Raw genomic sequence first — 15,654 nt, 5'->3', positions numbered from 1 at the left:
GCCGATGAGCGACACGCGCAGGGGGATGACCTATCGCGAGGCGGGCGTGGACATCTCCGCCGGCGAGGCGCTCGTGGAGCGCATCGCGCCGGCGGCCAGGCGCACGGCGCGTCCGGGCGTCATGGGCGGCCTGGGCGGCTTCGGCGCGCTCTTCGATCTCAAGGCCGCCGGCTTCGCGGATCCGATCCTCGTGGCGGCAACGGACGGGGTGGGCACCAAGCTGCGCATCGCGATCGACACCGGTCGGCTCTCGACCATCGGGATCGACCTCGTCGCGATGTGCGTCAACGATCTCGTCTGCCAGGGCGCCGAGCCGCTCTTCTTTCTCGACTATTTCGCCACCGGCAAGCTCGCCCCAGAGGCGGCCGCGCAGGTGATCGAGGGCGTGGCCGAGGGCTGTGCGGGCGCGGGCTGCGCGCTGATCGGCGGCGAGACGGCCGAGATGCCGGGCATGTATGCGACGGGCGACTTCGACCTCGCCGGCTTCGCCGTCGGCGCGCTGGAGCGGGGCTCGCATCTGCCCGCGGGCGTGGCCGAGGGGGATGTGCTGCTGGGCCTCGCCTCGGACGGAGTGCATTCCAACGGCTTCTCGCTCGTCAGGCGTGTGGCCGAGGCCGAGGAGCTGGATTGGCACGCTCCCTCGCCCTTCTCGGGCGCGACGCTGGGCGAGGCGCTGCTGACGCCCACCCGGCTCTACGTGCGCCCCGCGCTCGCGGCGCGTCGGGCTGGCGGGCTGCGGGCGCTCGCGCATGTCACCGGCGGCGGGCTGACCGAGAACCTGCCGCGCGTCCTGCCCGAGGGGCTGGGCGCACGGGTGGATCTCTCCGCCTGGACGCTGCCGCCGGTCTTCGGCTGGCTGCGCGAGGCGGGAGAGGTTGCCGAGGCGGAGATGCTGCGCAGCTTCAACTGCGGGATCGGCATGGTGGCCGTGGCGGCCCCGGAGAAGGCCGAGGCGGTGGCAGCTCTGCTCGAGGCCGAGGGCGAGCGCGTGCATGTCATCGGCCGCGTCGAGGCGGGGCAGGGGGTCGCCTATGACGGCCGGCTCGCCTGAGCCCGTCAGGGTCGCGATCCTGATCTCGGGGTCGGGATCCAACATGGTGCGGCTGGTGGAGAGCATGACCGGCGAGCATCCGGCGCGGCCCGTGCTCGTGCTCTCCAACGTCCCCGGCGCCGGGGGGCTGGATAGGGCCCGCGCCCTCGGCGTGCCGACGGCGGTGGTGGATCACCGCGCCCATCCGGACCGGGCCGCCTTCGAGGCGGCGCTGGAAGAGGCGCTCGCGCCCGCACGGCCCGATCTGATCTGCCTCGCCGGCTTCATGCGCGTGCTCTCGGCCGATTTCGTCGCCCGCCGCGCGGGGCGCATCCTCAACATTCATCCCTCGCTGCTGCCGAAGTTCCGCGGGCTCGACACCCACGCCCGTGCCCTCGCGGCCGGCGAGACGCGCCATGGCTGCACCGTGCACGAGGTCACGCCCGCGCTCGACGACGGGCCGATCCTGGGGCAGGCGGAGGTGCCGGTCCTGCCGGACGACACGCCCGAGACGCTTGCCGCGCGCGTGCTCGAGGCCGAGCACCGTCTCTATCCGGCCGTGCTGCGCCGGGTGGCCGAGGGCGACCGCACCCCGCTCCGCCTCGATTGAGGGCGGCTTTTCTTCGTCGCCCCCTTCGCGTATGCACTCCGCCACGCCCGCAAGGGGCCGTCCAGCAAGCGTTTCGGGGCCTGAATGCGCACCATCACCACCACCGAGGATCTCGCCGCGTTCTGCAGCCGCGCGCAGGAGGCCCCCTACGTCACCGTGGACACCGAGTTCATGCGCGAGCGCAGCTACTATGCGAAGCTCTGCCTGTTGCAGATGGCGATCCCCGGCGAGGGCGAGGATACGGCGGTGCTGGTCGATCCGATCGAGGGCGATCTGGATCTCGACCCGCTCTATGCGCTCTTCCGCGACCAGAGCACCGTCAAGGTCTTTCATGCGGCGCGCCAGGATCTCGAGATCTTCTACGTCGATGCCGGGGTGATCCCCACGCCGCTCTTCGACACGCAGGTGGCCGCCATGGTCTGCGGCTTCGGCGAGCAGGTAGGCTACGAGACGCTGGTCAGGAAGATCGCCAAGGCCGGCCTCGACAAGACCTCGCGCTTCACCGACTGGTCGCGCCGCCCGCTGTCCGAGGCGCAGAAGGCCTATGCGCTGGCCGACGTCACGCATCTGCGGGCGATCTACGAGCATCTCTCCGCGCGGCTGGCCGAGACGGGGCGCGACCGCTGGGTGGCCGAGGAGATCGCCGCGCTCACCGATCCCGAGACCTACGAACTCAGGCCGGCCGACGCCTGGAAACGGATCCGCACGCGCAACGACCAGCCACGCTTTCTCGCCATCGTGCGCGAACTCGCCCGCTTCCGCGAGGCCTACGCGCAGGCGCGCGACATCCCCCGCAACCGGGTCTTCAAGGACGACGCCCTGCTCGAGATCGCCTCGAGCAAGCCGCGCGACATGAAGGAACTGGGCCGCCTGCGGCTTTTGCTGCGCGAGGCGCGCAAGGGGGAGATCGCCGAAGGTATCCTCGCGGCCGTGAAGGCGGGGCTCGAGTGCCCCGAGGACGAGCTCCCCCGCGTCGACCGCAGCCGGGACAAGGCGCAGCCCAACCCGGCGCTGGCCGATCTCCTGCGGGTGCTGCTCAAGGCCAAGACGGAAAGCGCGGGCGTTGCTTCCAAGCTGATCGCCCCGGCCGCCGATCTCGACGCCATCGCGGCCGGAGAGCGTGACCTGCCCGCGCTGACGGGCTGGCGGCGCGAGGTCTTCGGCGAGGACGCGCTGCGGCTCTGCGAGGGGCGTATCGCGCTGGCCGCGAAGGGCCGCAACGTGCAGGTGATCGACCTGGAGTGAGCGTTACCGCCGAAGCTCGCGCGCGTTGCGTGCGGCGATGACGCGGATCGTCCGCACGCCGGCGAGCTCCAGATCGGTGAGATGCGTCGCGACCGTCACCTCCCGGGTCTGCTCGGGGCCCACCGGCGTGCCGCGCCGCGGCAGCCGCCGGTCGAAGGTGAAGGTCAGTATCTCGTCGGTCGAGGCGGCCTCGACGGGCGTGAGCTGCACGTCGTATGGGCCCTGCCGCGCCGCCACGCCGGTCGCGCGCAGCACCGCGCCGCCGGGCAAGGGCTCGATCGTGAGCGCCGTGATCCGGTCGATCGGCTCGCCCTGATAGACGTCCTCGGGCCGGGCGAAGGCGCCGCGGCGGGGAAGCAGGGGGTTGCGGTCGGTCTCGGCGCGCACCGCCACCTCGGCGCTGCGGCCGAACCAGTTCACCGGGTTGAGGCGCGAGTCGCGGATGGTCGCGCAGCCCGACACCAGCAGCGCCGCCGCCAGAAGCCCCGTCACCGTCGCGCGCATGGCCCGTCCCCCTTGTCCGGTCGTCTTTCCGGTTATCGCATCGGCCATGACTTGAAAAGCGCCGAACCGGGGCTGGACCCTTCGCGTCCCTGCGCCTAGGTCTGGCATGTCACGCAGGACGAGGAGCGCATAGGCATGGCGAGCGAAGCCTTCGAGCAGATGGTTGAGGATTTCGAGTTCCTCGACGACTGGGAGGACCGCTACCGCCTCGTGATCGAGGAGGGCAAGGCGATGCCGCCGCTCGACGACGCGCTCAAGGTTCCCGCGACCAAGGTCGAGGGCTGCGCGAGTCAGGTCTGGCTGCATCCCCGGATCGAGGAAGGGCGCTTCCACTTCGAGGGCGACAGCGACGCGATGATCGTGCGCGGGCTGATCGCGCTCCTGCGCCGGCTCTACGACGGGCTCACCCTCGACGAGGTACTGGCCACCGACGCCCGCGCCGAACTCGGCCGGCTCAATCTGCACGATCATCTGTCGGCGCAGCGGTCCAACGGTCTGCGCGCCATGATCGAGCGCATCCGCCAGCACGCCGCCGAGGCCAAGGCCAGCGCCTGAGCCTCGCGGGCCAAAGGCGGCCCCAGGGGGCGGACAGCCCCCCGGCAGCCTTCGCGCTCAGCGCGAAGCCCAGTCCCGAAGCGCCGTCTCCAACTCGCCGTAGCCCGTGAAACGCCGCTCGAAAGCCAGCCCCAGCCGAGCGGCGCAGTCGCGCGCCTTTTCGGTCAGCGCGGGGTCGTCGGTCTGCGCCTGATAGACGAGCGTGTCGTAATGCCCGAAATAGGCGTCCCGCAGCTCCGGGTGCCGGTCGAGGCCCAGCGGTTTCCACACGAAGGCGTCGAACTGCCGCACCAGGAAGTCGGTGAGATAGAACGCGGTGAACTCCTCCTCCGCGCGGGCGGCGAAGGCGGCGTTGCCCTCGAAGAAGGCGTAGCAGTGCGGCCCCGCGACCATCTCCACGCCCAGGTCGCGGCAGACCTCGGCCAGCCGTCCGCCCGTGCCGCAGTCGGCATAGACGACATGCACCGAGTCGTAATCCGCGCCGTGCTCCGCCACCGCCGCGCGCACGGCCTCGGGAATCCGGTCGGGGTGATTGTGCAGGATGGCGGGCAGGCAGTGCAGGTCGAGATGACTCCAGCCGTTGGCGTCGCGCAGCGCCAGGATCTCGCGCGCGAGCGCACCGCAGGCGATCAGCAGCACGCGGCCCGTGCGCGCGGGCGACAGGCCCGCCCGCGTGAGGGTCTCGTCGTCGGGTGCGTCGGTCGTCATCCTGCACGCCCCCCGGGGCGGCGGTCAGCCCGCCGCCATCTGGTTGTGCTTGCGCGCCACCAGGGTCTTGGCCGTCTCGACCGCGACGGCCGCGTCGCGGCAGTAGGCGTCGGCGCCGATCGCGCGGCCGAATTCCTCGTTGAGCGGCGCGCCGCCCACCAGCACGATATAGTCGTCGCGGATGCCCTTCTCGACCATCGTGTCGATCACGACCTTCATGTAGGGCATCGTCGTGGTGAGCAGCGCCGACATGCCGAGGATGTCGGGCTGTTCGGTCTCCAGCGCCTCCAGGTAGTTCTCGACCGGGTTGTTGATGCCGAGGTCCACGACCTCGAAGCCCGCGCCCTCCATCATCATCGACACGAGGTTCTTGCCGATGTCGTGGATGTCGCCCTTGACCGTGCCGATCACCATCTTGCCCACGCGCTGCGCGCCCGTCTCGGCCAGCAGGGGCTTGAGGATGGCCATGCCGGCCTTCATGGCGTTGGCGGCCAGCAGCACCTCGGGCACGAAGAGGATCCCGTCGCGGAAGTCCTTGCCCACGATGGTCATGCCGCCCACGAGCGCCTCGGTCAGGATGCGGTAGGGCTCCCATCCGCGCTCGAGCAGGATGTTGACGCCCTCTTCGATCTCTTCCCTCAGACCGTCGTAGAGGTCGTCCCACATCTGCTGGACGAGTTCCTCGTCGTCGAGTTCGGAGAGGATGATTTCGTCGTCTTCTTCGGACATTGCGCGCTTCCTTCGGCCAGGCCCCCGGCGTGCGCCGGTAACGCCTCTTCCGGGCGTGTTTGGGCAAAACGCGCCCACCTGACTTGGCGTTTCGCGACACAAGCGGTTCCGAAGCCGACGCGTTGCGCAATTGTCGGCGGACTGCGGCATACAGATCGCAGGGGTTGCCCGCGTTCACTATTTGTTCTATTTTTCGGCCAATGCGCCCCGCTGTCTCCGACCCGCTGCCCGACCGCGTCGATCCCGCCCGCCGCCGCGGCCGGGGGGCCGCCAGCGCGCGGTCGGGTCGGTTCGAGCCCGCCCGCGAGGCCGTGGACGACGGATGGGGCACGCAGGACGAGCCGCTGCCCCCGCTGCGCACCGAGGTGACCGAAGAGCGGGTCAGAAGCGCCATTGCGCGCAACACCTCGCCCGACGTGCCCTTCGACCGGTCGCTCAACCCTTATCGGGGCTGCGAACATGGCTGCATCTACTGCTTCGCACGGCCGACGCATGCCTACCTGGGCCTCTCGCCCGGCCTCGACTTCGAGACGCGCCTGGTGGCCCGTCCCAACATCGCCGAGGTTCTGGCGCGCGAACTCGGCAACCGCGGCTACCGGCCCGCCACCATCGCGCTCGGCACGGCCACGGACCCCTATCAGCCGGTCGAGCGCGAGCGGCGGCTGACCCGCGCCTGCCTCGAGGTTCTGGATGCAGCCGGCCACCCGGTCGGCATCGTCACCAAGGGCGCGCTCGTAGAGCGCGACATCGACATTCTCGCGCCAATGGCGGCAAGGGGAATCCTGCGCGTGGGTTTCTCGGTCACCACGCTCGACCCCGACCTCGCCCGGCGGATGGAGCCGCGCGCGCCCTCGCCCGCGCGCCGGCTGGCGGCGATCCGACGGTTGTCGGAGGCGGGCGTGCCGGTGCGCGTCATGGTCTCGCCGATCGTGCCAGGCCTGACCGATCACGAGATCGAGGCGATCCTGGCCGAGGCGGCGGCGGCCGGCGCCGTCGCGGCGAGCTGGGTCATGCTGCGCCTGCCGCGCGAGGTCTCGGAGCTCTGGCAGGAATGGCTGGCAGAGCACCGCCCCGACCGCGCGGCCCGCGTGATGGCACGGCTGAGGGAGATGCACGGCGGGCGCGATTATGCGCCCGACTGGGGGCACCGGATGCGCGGCGAGGGCGTGCATGCCGAGATGATCGCGCAGCGGTTCGCCAAGGCCGCCCGGCGCGCGGGGCTCGCCGAGCATCTGCCGCCGCTGCGCACCGACGCATTCGCGCCGCTCACCGCCGGGGCGGCACAGCTCCGCCTCTTCTGAGCCGCGTCAGCCGCGGCGACGGCGGCGAGGTCGGCGCTCGGCACCGCCTTCGTCGGCACCGGTCCCGTCCGAGGCCGAGGAGAACTCGCCCACCGCCGCGACGATCTGCTCCAGCGTCGGGCGGGCGCCTTTGGGCCGGGCCTCCAGCGCCTCGCGCATCCGCTTCAGGTGCTCGGGCTGCGTGCCGCAGCAGCCGCCGATGATTCGCGCGCCCGCGTCGCGGGCCAGCACGGCATAGTCCGCCATCAGCGCGGGCGTGCCGTCGTAGTGGATGTGCCCGTCGACGTATTTCGGAATGCCGGCGTTGCCCTTGGCGATCACGGGGCGCTTCGGATCGGCCTCCGTGAAGCCCAGGATCGTCCGCAGCAGGTCCGCCGCGCCGGTGCCGCAGTTCGCGCCGAAGGCGATGGGCGGGTTCGGCAGGCTCTCGACCATGTCCACCATGCCGGGCGCCGTGAGCCCCATCATCGTGCGCCCCGCCGTGTCGAAGCTCATCGTGCCGCACCAGGGCATCTCGGCCAGGGCGAAGGCCTCCGCCGCGGCGCGGTACTCCTCGGCCGCCGAGATCGTCTCGAGCCAGAGCACGTCGGCGCCGCCGGCCTTCAGTCCCTCGGCCTGTTCGTGGAACATCTCGACCGCGTCGGCGTGGCTGAGGCTGCCCACGGGCTCCATGATGTCGCCGGTAGGACCGACGGAGCCGGCCACGATCACCGTGCGTCCCGCGGCGTCTGCCACCTCGCGGCCGAGTTCGGCGGCGGCGCGGTTGAGCTCGAACACCCGGTCCTGCGCCGCGTGCAGCTTGAGCCGCGAGGCGTTGGCCCCGAAGGAGTTGGTCAGGAACAGGTCGCTGCCCGCCTCCACGGCCCCGCGGTAGAGCGCGCGGATGCGGTCGGGATGATCGATGTTCCACAACTCCGGCGCGTCGCCCGACATCAGCCCCATGTTGAAGAGCGTGGTGCCCGTCGCACCGTCGGCGAGCAGCCAGTCGCGCGCGTCGAGAAGGCGGGAAAGAGGATCGCTCATGTCTGTCGCCCCGAGCGGATGATCTGCCCGCACCGTGTTGCACGCTCTCCGACGCGACGCAAATCCATATTGGGTCAGGACGCCGACGGATCGCGGAGCGCGCTTCGTGCCCGGCCGAACGCGCGGGCGATCCGCGCGCCGAGCCTCTGCTCGCGGGCCGCGATGTGCTGCAGCGTGGCCTGGAGCGCGGCGTGCCGCACGGGATCGATCAGGCATATGTCGGCCACGTCTCGCAGTTCAGCGACACGCGCCTCTGCCGCCTCCACGCTCATGGCGGCAGGCTCCACCTCGTCGAAGGTTATGCCGAAGGTATCCTCGAGCCAGCCGAGATCGGTGGCGCGCGCCTCGAAGGCCTCCTTGAGGCCGGCATTCAGGCGCGGCTTGGCGAAGCCGGGGGTCGCCGCGTCTGCGGTGCGGATCAGCGCCTTCATACGCTGCGGCCGACGGCCATACCACGGGTGCGGCGGCAGCAGCGCGCCGCGGAAGTAGGTCTGCAGCATCTCCATGGCCTCGGCGCTCACGGTGACGTTCTCGGGGTCGTCCATCCGCGTCAGCGCGGCAAAGTCGAGCGGCAGGAAGCGCGTGCAGAAATCCTCGACCACGTCGCCGTTGTGCAGATCGGCGCGCCCGAAGCGCAGGCAGGTGACCTGGCCGGGGCCATGCCGCATCCACGGCTCCAGGGTATCGCGGTAGCGGCTGCGCGAGGGGATCTCGAACTCGGGGCGCTTCTTGAGATCCTGCTGCGCGGCCGACAGGAAATGCGAGGCGGGCGCGCGCAGGTAGGCCACCACCCGGATCGCGCCGAACTGCGGCGCCAGAAGCCCGCTCAGACGCGCGAGCGCGGCTGGGGCGAAGGGGCGGAACTGGTTCTCGCAGGAGAGCACGACGAGCCTTGGCCGCTCCGCCGCGATGCGTTCCAGCAGGGTCTCCCAGAGCCGGGCGCTACGCCGGAGCCGCCGCGCGTCGTCGCGCGGGGAGGCCGGCGCGCCGGGCGCGCGCTTCACCTCTCCGGTCAGGTGATGGAAGATCTCCTGATGGTTGGCGTGCCCGTCCGCGTCGGGCCAGAGCACGCCGGCGGCGGCGAGTGCCGGGGCGTTGCGCTGCAGCGTGCGCTGGATCGCCGTCGAGCCGGTCTTGCCGTGCCCGATGTGCACCAGAAGATCGGGGCGATCCGACATGGCGCCGGCCGGCGCTGCCGGCTCAGTGTTCCTCGATCATCTGGCCCTTGGCCACGACGAGCAGCTCGGCCATCTTGGCGCGGATCTCTTCCGGGGTGGAGAGGTTCCCCAGATCGCCCGCGACCTTGCGCACGACGTCCTCGTGGCCGGCCTCCTCGAAATCGGCCTTCACCACCTCGCGCGCATAGGCCTCGGCGTCGGCGCCGGACTTGCCGAGCTTCTCGGCCGCCCAGAGCCCCAGCAGCCTGTTGCGGCGCGCCTCGGCCTTGAACTGCATCTCGGCGTCGTGGGCGAACTTCGCCTCGAAGGCGTGCTCGCGGTCGTCGAAGGTGGTCATCGCTCGGTCCCTCAAGAAGCCTGCGCGGGCTGGCCGCATGTCGTCGTCAGATATGCCCGCCCGGACCCCGCGCCGCAAGGGGCGGGTGCCGCCGCGCTTGCGGCAGCAGCCGCCATGCCCTATGTGAGCGCAACGCCGCCGGAGCGGGTCTCCGGCGCTTTTGCATGGAGTCCTGATGGCGCGGCGCAAGAAGATCTACGAGGGCAAGGCGAAGATTCTCTACGAAGGCCCCGAGCCCGGCACGCTGGTCCAGTACTTCAAGGACGACGCGACCGCCTTCAACGCCGAGAAGCACGACGTGATCGACGGCAAGGGCGTGCTCAACAACCGCCTTTCCGAATTCTTCATGACAGGGCTCAACAACATCGGCGTGCCCACCCATTTCATCCGCCGTCTCAACATGCGCGAGCAGCTCGTGCGCGCCTGCGAGATCATTCCGCTCGAGGTGGTGGTGCGCAACTTTGCCGCCGGCTCGATGTCCAGGCGGCTCGGCATCGACGAGGGCACGCCGCTGCCGCGTCCGATCGTCGAGTACTACTTCAAGGACGACAAGCTGGGCGACCCGCTGGTGACGGAGGAGCATATCGCCGCCTTCGGCTGGGCCTCGCAGCAGGATCTGGACGACATGGTCAGCCTCGCGCTGCGGGTGAACGACTTCCTGTCGGGCGTGATGATGGCTGTCGGCATCCGGCTGGTGGACTTCAAGATCGAGATCGGCCGGGTCTACGACGGCGATTTCCAGCGCCTGATCGTGGCCGACGAGATCAGCCCCGATTCCTGCCGGCTGTGGGATCTCCAGACGGGGCAGCGGCTGGACAAGGACGTGTTCCGCCGCGATCTGGGCGATCTTTCCGACGCCTATACCGAGGTCGCTCGGCGCCTTGGCGTGATGCCGAAGAACGCCGCCACGGCGACCAAGCCGCATCTCATCAACTGAAGGCCCGCCCGCGGGGATTGCGAGCGCCGCATGGGTATTTTCGGACCATTGAAAGGACGGGACGCGCCATGAAGGCACGGGTCACGGTGATGCTCAAGGACGGCGTGCTGGATCCGCAGGGCGAGGCGGTGCGGCACGCCCTGGGCGCGCTGGGGTTTTCCGGCGTGACGGGCGTGCGGCAGGGCAAGGTGATCGAGCTCGATCTCGCCCCCGGCACCGAACGCGACGAGGTCGAGCGGATGTGCGAGGCGCTTCTCGCCAACACGGTGATCGAGCGCTACGAGATCGAGATGGGCTGATGCGCGCCGCGCGGCTCTCGGCCTGGCGCGCGCCGCTGGAGATCGTCGCGGCGCATGATCCCGCGCCTGCGCCCGGCGGCGTCGTGCTGCGCGTTCTGGCCTGCGGGGTCTGCCGCTCGGACTGGCATGTGTGGACGGGCGCCGACCCGGACGTGTCGCTGCCGCATGTGCCGGGGCACGAGTTCTGCGGCGAGGTGGTGGCGGTCGGCGCCGGGGTGACGCGCTGGCGGGAGGGCGATCGGGTGATCGCGCCCTTCATCCTCGCCTGCGGCGCCTGCCCCGATTGCGCGGCCGGACATCAGACGATCTGCGCGCACCAGGTGCTGCCGGGGTTCACGGCGCCGGGCGCTTTCGCGGAGCTCGTCGCGGTGCCGCATGCGGATGCGAATCTGACCCGCCTGCCGGAGGCCGTGCCGCCGGAACTTGCGGCGGCGCTGGGCTGCCGCGTGACCACGGTCTGGCACGCGCTGACGGGCCGTGCCGCGCTGGCTGCGGGCGAGTGGCTGGCCGTGATCGGCGGCGGGGGCGTGGGCGTCGCGGCGCTGTTGCTGGGCCGTGCGCTGGGGGCGCGGGTGATCGTGGTCGATGTGGTCCCCGAGAAGCTGTCGTTCGCGCGCGCGCTCGGCGCCGACGCGGTCGTGGACGCGGGCGGCGGCGACGCGGCAGAGGCGGTGCGCGCGGCGACCGGCGGCGGCGCGCATGTGGCGGTCGAGGCGCTGGGCGTGGCGGACACCACCGCGACGGCCCTGAAGTCGCTGCGCAAGCTGGGTCGCATGGTGCAGGTGGGCATGCCCGCGGGCGCGCACGCGACGATGACGCTGCCGTGGGACGTGGTTTACTCGGGACAGCTCGCGATCTACGGAACACGGGGCATGCCCGCCTGGCGCTACCCGCCGCTGCTCGATCTGGTCGCCGCGGGGCGGGTGGATCTCTCGCCGATGGTGACGCGCCGGATCGCGCTGTCGCAGGTCACTGCGGAACTCGCCGCCTTCGACCGCCCTGCGCCGCCGGGCGTCGCGGTGGTCACCGATTTCGCCGCCTGAAGGAGGGTTTCATGCGCGCCGCCGTTCTCGTCTTTCCCGGCTCCAATTGCGACCGCGACCTCGCCGTGGCGTTGCGCGCCGCGGGCGCGCGGGTCGACATGGTGTGGCACAAGGATACGGCCTTGCCGGAGGGTACCGATCTCGTCGCGGTGCCCGGCGGATTCTCCTACGGTGACTATTTGCGCTGCGGGGCGATCGCGGCGCAGTCGCCGATCTGCCGGGCGGTGGCGGCGCACGCTGAGCGGGGCGGCCATGTTCTGGGCATCTGCAACGGCTTCCAGGTGCTCACCGAGATGCGGCTGCTGCCCGGCGTGCTCATGCGCAACGCCGGAATCACCTTCGTCTGCCGCACGGAGCGGCTGATCGTCCGAACCGCCGAGAGCGATTTCACCGCCGGCTATTCGGAAGGCCAGGAGGTCGTCTTTCCGATCGCCCATCACGACGGCAACTACACCGCCAGCGAGGACGAACTGGACCGCCTCGAGGGCGAGGGGCGCGTGGCCTTCACCTACGCCGAGAATCCCAACGGCTCGGCGCGCGACATCGCCGGGGTGCTGTCCGAGAACCGGCGGGTGCTGGGCCTGATGCCGCATCCCGAGCGGGCCGTGGACCCGGCGCACGGCGGCACCGACGGGCAGGCGCTCTTCCGCTCACTCGTGGGTGCGCTGGCGGCGGCCTGACTTGAGGCCGGCACTGGGGGGGCTTATCCTCCGCCCATGCGGGAGCTCGTAACCACGGAAACGGAGCGGCGGCGCGAAGGACCGCTCGGCTGGCGCGTGCGCCTCGCGCTGGTGGCGCTCGTCGCGCTGGCCGTGGGCGTCGTCTGGATCACCAACAGCTTCCTGACCGAACGTTTCACCGAGACGACGCGCAACCGCGCCGAGGTGCGGCTCGCGCTCTATTCCGGCAACCTCGTCTCGGAACTGCGGCGCAACGCGATCGTGCCGCAGCTGCTCGCGCGCGATCCGACGCTGATCGGGGCGCTCAATTCGAGCGACTATTCGCAGTCCACCCAGCGGCTGATGAGCTTCGTGGACGAGATCGGCGCCGCCTCGCTGATGCTGCTCGACCGCGAGGGCCGCGCGGTCGCCGCCACCGACCGCAACCGGCTGGGCTCCAGCCACCGTTCGGAGCCCTATTACGTCGAGGCGCTGCGCTCCTCCAACACGGTCTTCACGACCCTACCGCGCGAGGCGGGGGGATACCGCTTCACCTATTCGCGCCGCGTCGAGGGGCAGGCCGGCACGCTGGGCGTGATCCTCGTCGAGGTCGATCTCGCGAAGTTCGAGCGGGCCTGGGCCGGCATCTCGGACGCCGTGCTGGTGACCGACAGCGAGGGCACCATCATCCTGTCCACCGAGCCGCGCTGGCGCGGGCTGACCGAGGCCGCGGCGCTCGAGCGCGAGCCGCCGATGAACGCGATCGAGCGGGCGCTGCAGGAGGCGGTGGACTGGGCGACGATACCCGCCGATGCCTATCTGGAGGGGCAGGCGGTGATGCGCATGGAGACGCGCATCCCCTTCCGCGGCTGGCGCATGGCGAGCTTCACCACCTACGCCAGCGTGCGCGACCAGGTGAACGCCGTGCTCGCGCTCGAGATCATGGGCTTCGCGATCCTGCTTGCGGGCGCCTTCTATCTGCTCAGCCGCAAGACGGCGCTGCGCATGGCGCTCTTCCAGCGCGAGTCCGCCGAGCTGCGCGAGCTCAACGCGCGCCTGCAGCGCGAGATCGCCGAACGCGAACGGATGCAGCAGACCCTCGCCGTGGCCGAGCAGAGCCTCGCGCAGAGCTCGAAACTCGCGGTTCTGGGCGAGATGTCGGCGGCCGTCAGCCACGAGCTGAACCAGCCGCTCGCGGCGATGAAGACCTATCTGGCGGGCGCCAGGCTGCTGCTGCGGCGCAACCGGCCCGAGGAGGCGCTGACCGCCTTCCACCGTATCGACGGGCTGATCGAGCGCATGGGCGCGATCACCCGGCAGCTCAAGTCCTACGCCGGCAAGGGCGCCGATCAGCTCGCGCCGGTCGATCTCGCCGACGCGCTGACCTCGGCGCTGTCGATGATGGAGCCGCAGCTCAGGCAGGGCAAGGTACGCATCAACCGCGTGCTGCCGGAAGGGCCGGTCATGGTGATGGGTGACCGGGTGCGCATCGAGCAGGTGATGGTGAACCTGATCCGCAACGCCTTCGATGCCGTGAAGAACGTGCCCAGCCCCGAGATCGACATCATCCTCGCCCGCGGGGAGACCGCCGTTCTGACGGTGCGGGACAACGGCGACGGCATCGAGGATCTCAATGCCCTCTTCGAGCCGTTCTACACCACCAAGCAACCGGGCGAGGGCGTGGGCCTGGGGCTCGCCATCTCCTCGGGGATCGTTTCCGACCTGGGCGGGCGGCTCACCGCGCGCAACGCCGAAGGCGGCGGCGCGGTCTTCGAGATGCAGCTTCCCATCCTCGGCGAAGAGACAAGAGCAGCGGAGTAAGCGGCCATGGCCAAGGCAATGAAGATCGCGATCATCGACGACGAACGCGACATGCGACAGTCGATCAGCCAGTGGCTGGCGCTGTCGGGATTCGACACGGAGGCCTTCGCCGGCGCCGAGGAGGCGCTCAGGGCGGTGGGGCCGGACTATCCCGGCATCGTCATCACCGACATCAAGATGCCCGGCATGGACGGAATGCAGTTCCTGCGCAAGCTGATGGGGATGGACAGCGCCCTGCCGGTCATTCTCATCACCGGGCACGGCGACGTGCCGATGGCGGTGGAGGCGATGCGCATGGGCGCCTTCGACTTCCTCGAAAAACCCTTCAACCCCGACCGGATGACCGAACTGGCCAAGCGTGCGTCCAACGCGCGGCGGCTCACGCTCGACACCCGAGCATTGCGCCGCGAGCTCGCCGAAGGCGGGCAGATCATGAAGAAGCTCATCGGCTCCAGCCCGGCGATGGAGCGGCTGCGCGACGATATCCTCGATCTCGGTCAGGCCGACGGGCATGTGCTGATCGAGGGCGAGACCGGCACCGGCAAGACGCTCGTGGCCCATGCCCTGCACGCCGTCGGCAGCCGCGCGGGGCGCCGTTTCGTCCTGCTCTCCTGCGGCGCCCTGGAAGAGGGCGCGCTGATGCGCCGCCTCTTCGGACCCATCCAGCCCGAGGACAGCCGGCTGCCCGCGATGGAGGAGGCGCGCGGCGGCACGCTGGTGCTCGAGGACATCGAGACTCTGTCGGATTCCGCCCAGGCGCGGCTGTTGTCGGTGATCAACGACGAGGGCACGCCGCCCGAGACGCGGATCGTGGCGATCTCGAACCTTCAGGACGAGGGCAAGACCTGCGAGACGGTGCTGCGGCCCGATCTCTACTACCGGCTGGCCGCGCTCAAGATCGTCGTCCCGCCGCTCAGGGCGCGGGGCGAGGACATCCTGACGCTCTTCACCCGCCTCACGGAGCAGTTCGCCGAGGAATACGGCTGCGAGACGCCCAACGTCAGCGCGCAGGAGGCCGCGCAGCTTCTGCAGGCGCCCTGGCCGGGCAACGTCCGCCAGCTCATCAACCTCGCCGAGCGCGCGGTGCTGCAGGCGCGGCGGGGGCAGGGGTCGATCTCGTCGCTTCTGATGAACGACCATGACGACATGCGCCCTGTGATGACCACGGAAGGAAAGCCGCTCAAGGAATACGTCGAGGCCTTCGAGCGCATGCTGATCGACAACACCATGCGCCGCCATCGCGGTTCGATCTCGGCGGTGATGGAGGAGCTGTCGCTGCCGCGACGGACCCTCAACGAGAAGATGGCGAAATACGGGCTGCAGCGGGCCGACTATCTCTAGATCCCGGCGGGCATGGGCAGCCCGGTGGAGGGCGCCGCCGCCGCGCATGCGGGTTCTTGTCATGTTAACGTTTTTGCCATTGTAATCCGCGCGCCGGTGCCCTTATGTTGTCCGGCAGGCGGGCGGCACTCCGGCCGGCACCGCAGCGAAAGTTTCTCTGTTTCCAGACGCTCCAGGGCGACAAGGCCCGACGGTCCGGAACAGACCGATCCGGCCCCGCGCCGGCAAGATTGCCCGGACCGCACCCGCGGAGGGCCCCGAACGGATGCCCCCGAGGGGGTGTCGGAGTAGAACCGCGATGACGCGCAGAGGACCCGATCGCAAGAACAGGTCG

The 15,654-nt window shown here is 70.4% G+C and carries 17 protein-coding genes; 11 read left to right on the top strand and 6 right to left on the bottom strand.

The window, feature by feature from the left end; genetic code table 11:
• Positions 1–4 precede the first annotated feature (4 nt).
• The 3 genes from purM (at position 5) to rnd (ending at position 2,885) form a co-directional block, all read left to right on the top strand.
• A complete protein-coding gene (gene purM, locus DRV85_RS04850) occupies positions 5–1,051 on the top strand; it encodes a phosphoribosylformylglycinamidine cyclo-ligase (protein ID WP_113288302.1) in 1,047 nt (348 codons plus the stop codon).
• The gene (gene purN / locus DRV85_RS04845) at positions 1,032–1,640 is read left to right on the top strand and encodes a phosphoribosylglycinamide formyltransferase (protein WP_113288301.1); all 609 of its coding nucleotides are present in this window, start codon (positions 1,032–1,034) and stop codon (positions 1,638–1,640) included. The genes purM and purN overlap by 20 nt, the downstream gene beginning before the upstream one ends.
• An 84-nt stretch (positions 1,641–1,724) precedes the next feature.
• Positions 1,725–2,885 carry a ribonuclease D gene (gene rnd, locus DRV85_RS04840; protein WP_113288300.1) on the top strand — a complete coding sequence of 387 codons (1,161 nt, stop codon included), beginning with the start codon at positions 1,725–1,727 and terminating at the stop codon, positions 2,883–2,885.
• Between the two features lie 3 nt (positions 2,886–2,888).
• Here rnd and DRV85_RS04835 read toward each other — a convergent pair whose 3' ends face one another.
• Complete coding sequence (locus DRV85_RS04835; protein WP_113288299.1) at positions 2,889–3,389, bottom strand: hypothetical protein; 501 nt, start codon at positions 3,387–3,389, stop codon at positions 2,889–2,891.
• Between the two features lie 135 nt (positions 3,390–3,524).
• Here DRV85_RS04835 and DRV85_RS04830 point away from each other — a divergent pair, with 135 nt between their 5' ends.
• Entirely contained in the window at positions 3,525–3,944 is a 420-nt protein-coding gene (locus tag DRV85_RS04830) for a SufE family protein (protein WP_113288298.1), read from the top strand.
• Positions 3,945–4,001: 57 nt separating this feature from the next.
• On the opposite strand, the gene DRV85_RS04825 is transcribed toward DRV85_RS04830, so the two are convergent.
• Together DRV85_RS04825 and DRV85_RS04820 are read right to left on the bottom strand one after the other, a co-directional pair.
• The gene (locus DRV85_RS04825) at positions 4,002–4,652 is read right to left on the bottom strand and encodes a DUF1638 domain-containing protein (RefSeq protein WP_113288297.1); all 651 of its coding nucleotides are present in this window, start codon (positions 4,650–4,652) and stop codon (positions 4,002–4,004) included.
• Between the two features lie 24 nt (positions 4,653–4,676).
• Positions 4,677–5,381, bottom strand: a complete 705-nt coding sequence (locus tag DRV85_RS04820; protein WP_113288296.1) for a corrinoid protein — start codon at positions 5,379–5,381, stop codon at positions 4,677–4,679.
• Positions 5,382–5,581: 200 nt separating this feature from the next.
• Here DRV85_RS04820 and DRV85_RS04815 point away from each other — a divergent pair, with 200 nt between their 5' ends.
• Positions 5,582–6,682, top strand: coding sequence for a PA0069 family radical SAM protein (locus DRV85_RS04815; RefSeq protein ID WP_113288295.1), 1,101 nt, complete (start codon positions 5,582–5,584; stop codon positions 6,680–6,682).
• 6 nt (positions 6,683–6,688) lie between these two features.
• Here DRV85_RS04815 and bmt read toward each other — a convergent pair whose 3' ends face one another.
• From bmt to DRV85_RS04800, 3 genes are all read right to left on the bottom strand, one after another.
• A complete protein-coding gene (bmt, locus tag DRV85_RS04810; protein ID WP_113288294.1) occupies positions 6,689–7,705 on the bottom strand; it encodes a betaine--homocysteine S-methyltransferase in 1,017 nt (338 codons plus the stop codon).
• A gap of 74 nt (positions 7,706–7,779) precedes the next feature.
• Positions 7,780–8,883 (bottom strand): hypothetical protein, encoded by a 1,104-nt coding sequence (locus DRV85_RS04805; protein ID WP_113288293.1) that lies wholly within the window; start codon positions 8,881–8,883, stop codon positions 7,780–7,782.
• Positions 8,884–8,905: 22 nt separating this feature from the next.
• Positions 8,906–9,220 (bottom strand): DUF1476 domain-containing protein, encoded by a 315-nt coding sequence (locus DRV85_RS04800; protein ID WP_113288292.1) that lies wholly within the window; start codon positions 9,218–9,220, stop codon positions 8,906–8,908.
• Positions 9,221–9,395: 175 nt separating this feature from the next.
• Here DRV85_RS04800 and purC point away from each other — a divergent pair, with 175 nt between their 5' ends.
• The 6 genes from purC to DRV85_RS04770 all read left to right on the top strand — a co-directional run bounded on the left by purC (position 9,396) and on the right by DRV85_RS04770 (position 15,320).
• The gene (purC, locus tag DRV85_RS04795; RefSeq protein ID WP_113288291.1) at positions 9,396–10,157 is read left to right on the top strand and encodes a phosphoribosylaminoimidazolesuccinocarboxamide synthase; all 762 of its coding nucleotides are present in this window, start codon (positions 9,396–9,398) and stop codon (positions 10,155–10,157) included.
• Positions 10,158–10,225: 68 nt separating this feature from the next.
• Entirely contained in the window at positions 10,226–10,456 is a 231-nt protein-coding gene (gene purS / locus DRV85_RS04790) for a phosphoribosylformylglycinamidine synthase subunit PurS (protein ID WP_113288290.1), read from the top strand.
• The gene (locus DRV85_RS04785; RefSeq protein WP_113288289.1) at positions 10,456–11,499 is read left to right on the top strand and encodes an alcohol dehydrogenase catalytic domain-containing protein; all 1,044 of its coding nucleotides are present in this window, start codon (positions 10,456–10,458) and stop codon (positions 11,497–11,499) included. The genes purS and DRV85_RS04785 overlap by 1 nt, the downstream gene beginning before the upstream one ends.
• Before the next feature lie 11 nt (positions 11,500–11,510).
• The gene (purQ, locus tag DRV85_RS04780; protein ID WP_113288288.1) at positions 11,511–12,179 is read left to right on the top strand and encodes a phosphoribosylformylglycinamidine synthase subunit PurQ; all 669 of its coding nucleotides are present in this window, start codon (positions 11,511–11,513) and stop codon (positions 12,177–12,179) included.
• Positions 12,180–12,215: 36 nt separating this feature from the next.
• Positions 12,216–13,979 carry a sensor histidine kinase gene (locus tag DRV85_RS04775; protein ID WP_113288287.1) on the top strand — a complete coding sequence of 588 codons (1,764 nt, stop codon included), beginning with the start codon at positions 12,216–12,218 and terminating at the stop codon, positions 13,977–13,979.
• A gap of 6 nt (positions 13,980–13,985) precedes the next feature.
• A complete protein-coding gene (locus DRV85_RS04770) occupies positions 13,986–15,320 on the top strand; it encodes a sigma-54-dependent transcriptional regulator (protein WP_113288286.1) in 1,335 nt (444 codons plus the stop codon).
• Positions 15,321–15,654: the final 334 nt, after the last annotated feature.

It is taken from the genome of Rhodosalinus halophilus, from assembly GCF_003298775.1.
In the GTDB taxonomy this organism is placed as follows: domain Bacteria; phylum Pseudomonadota; class Alphaproteobacteria; order Rhodobacterales; family Rhodobacteraceae; genus Rhodosalinus; species Rhodosalinus halophilus.
This window is presented reverse-complemented; position numbering and strand designations above follow the sequence as displayed.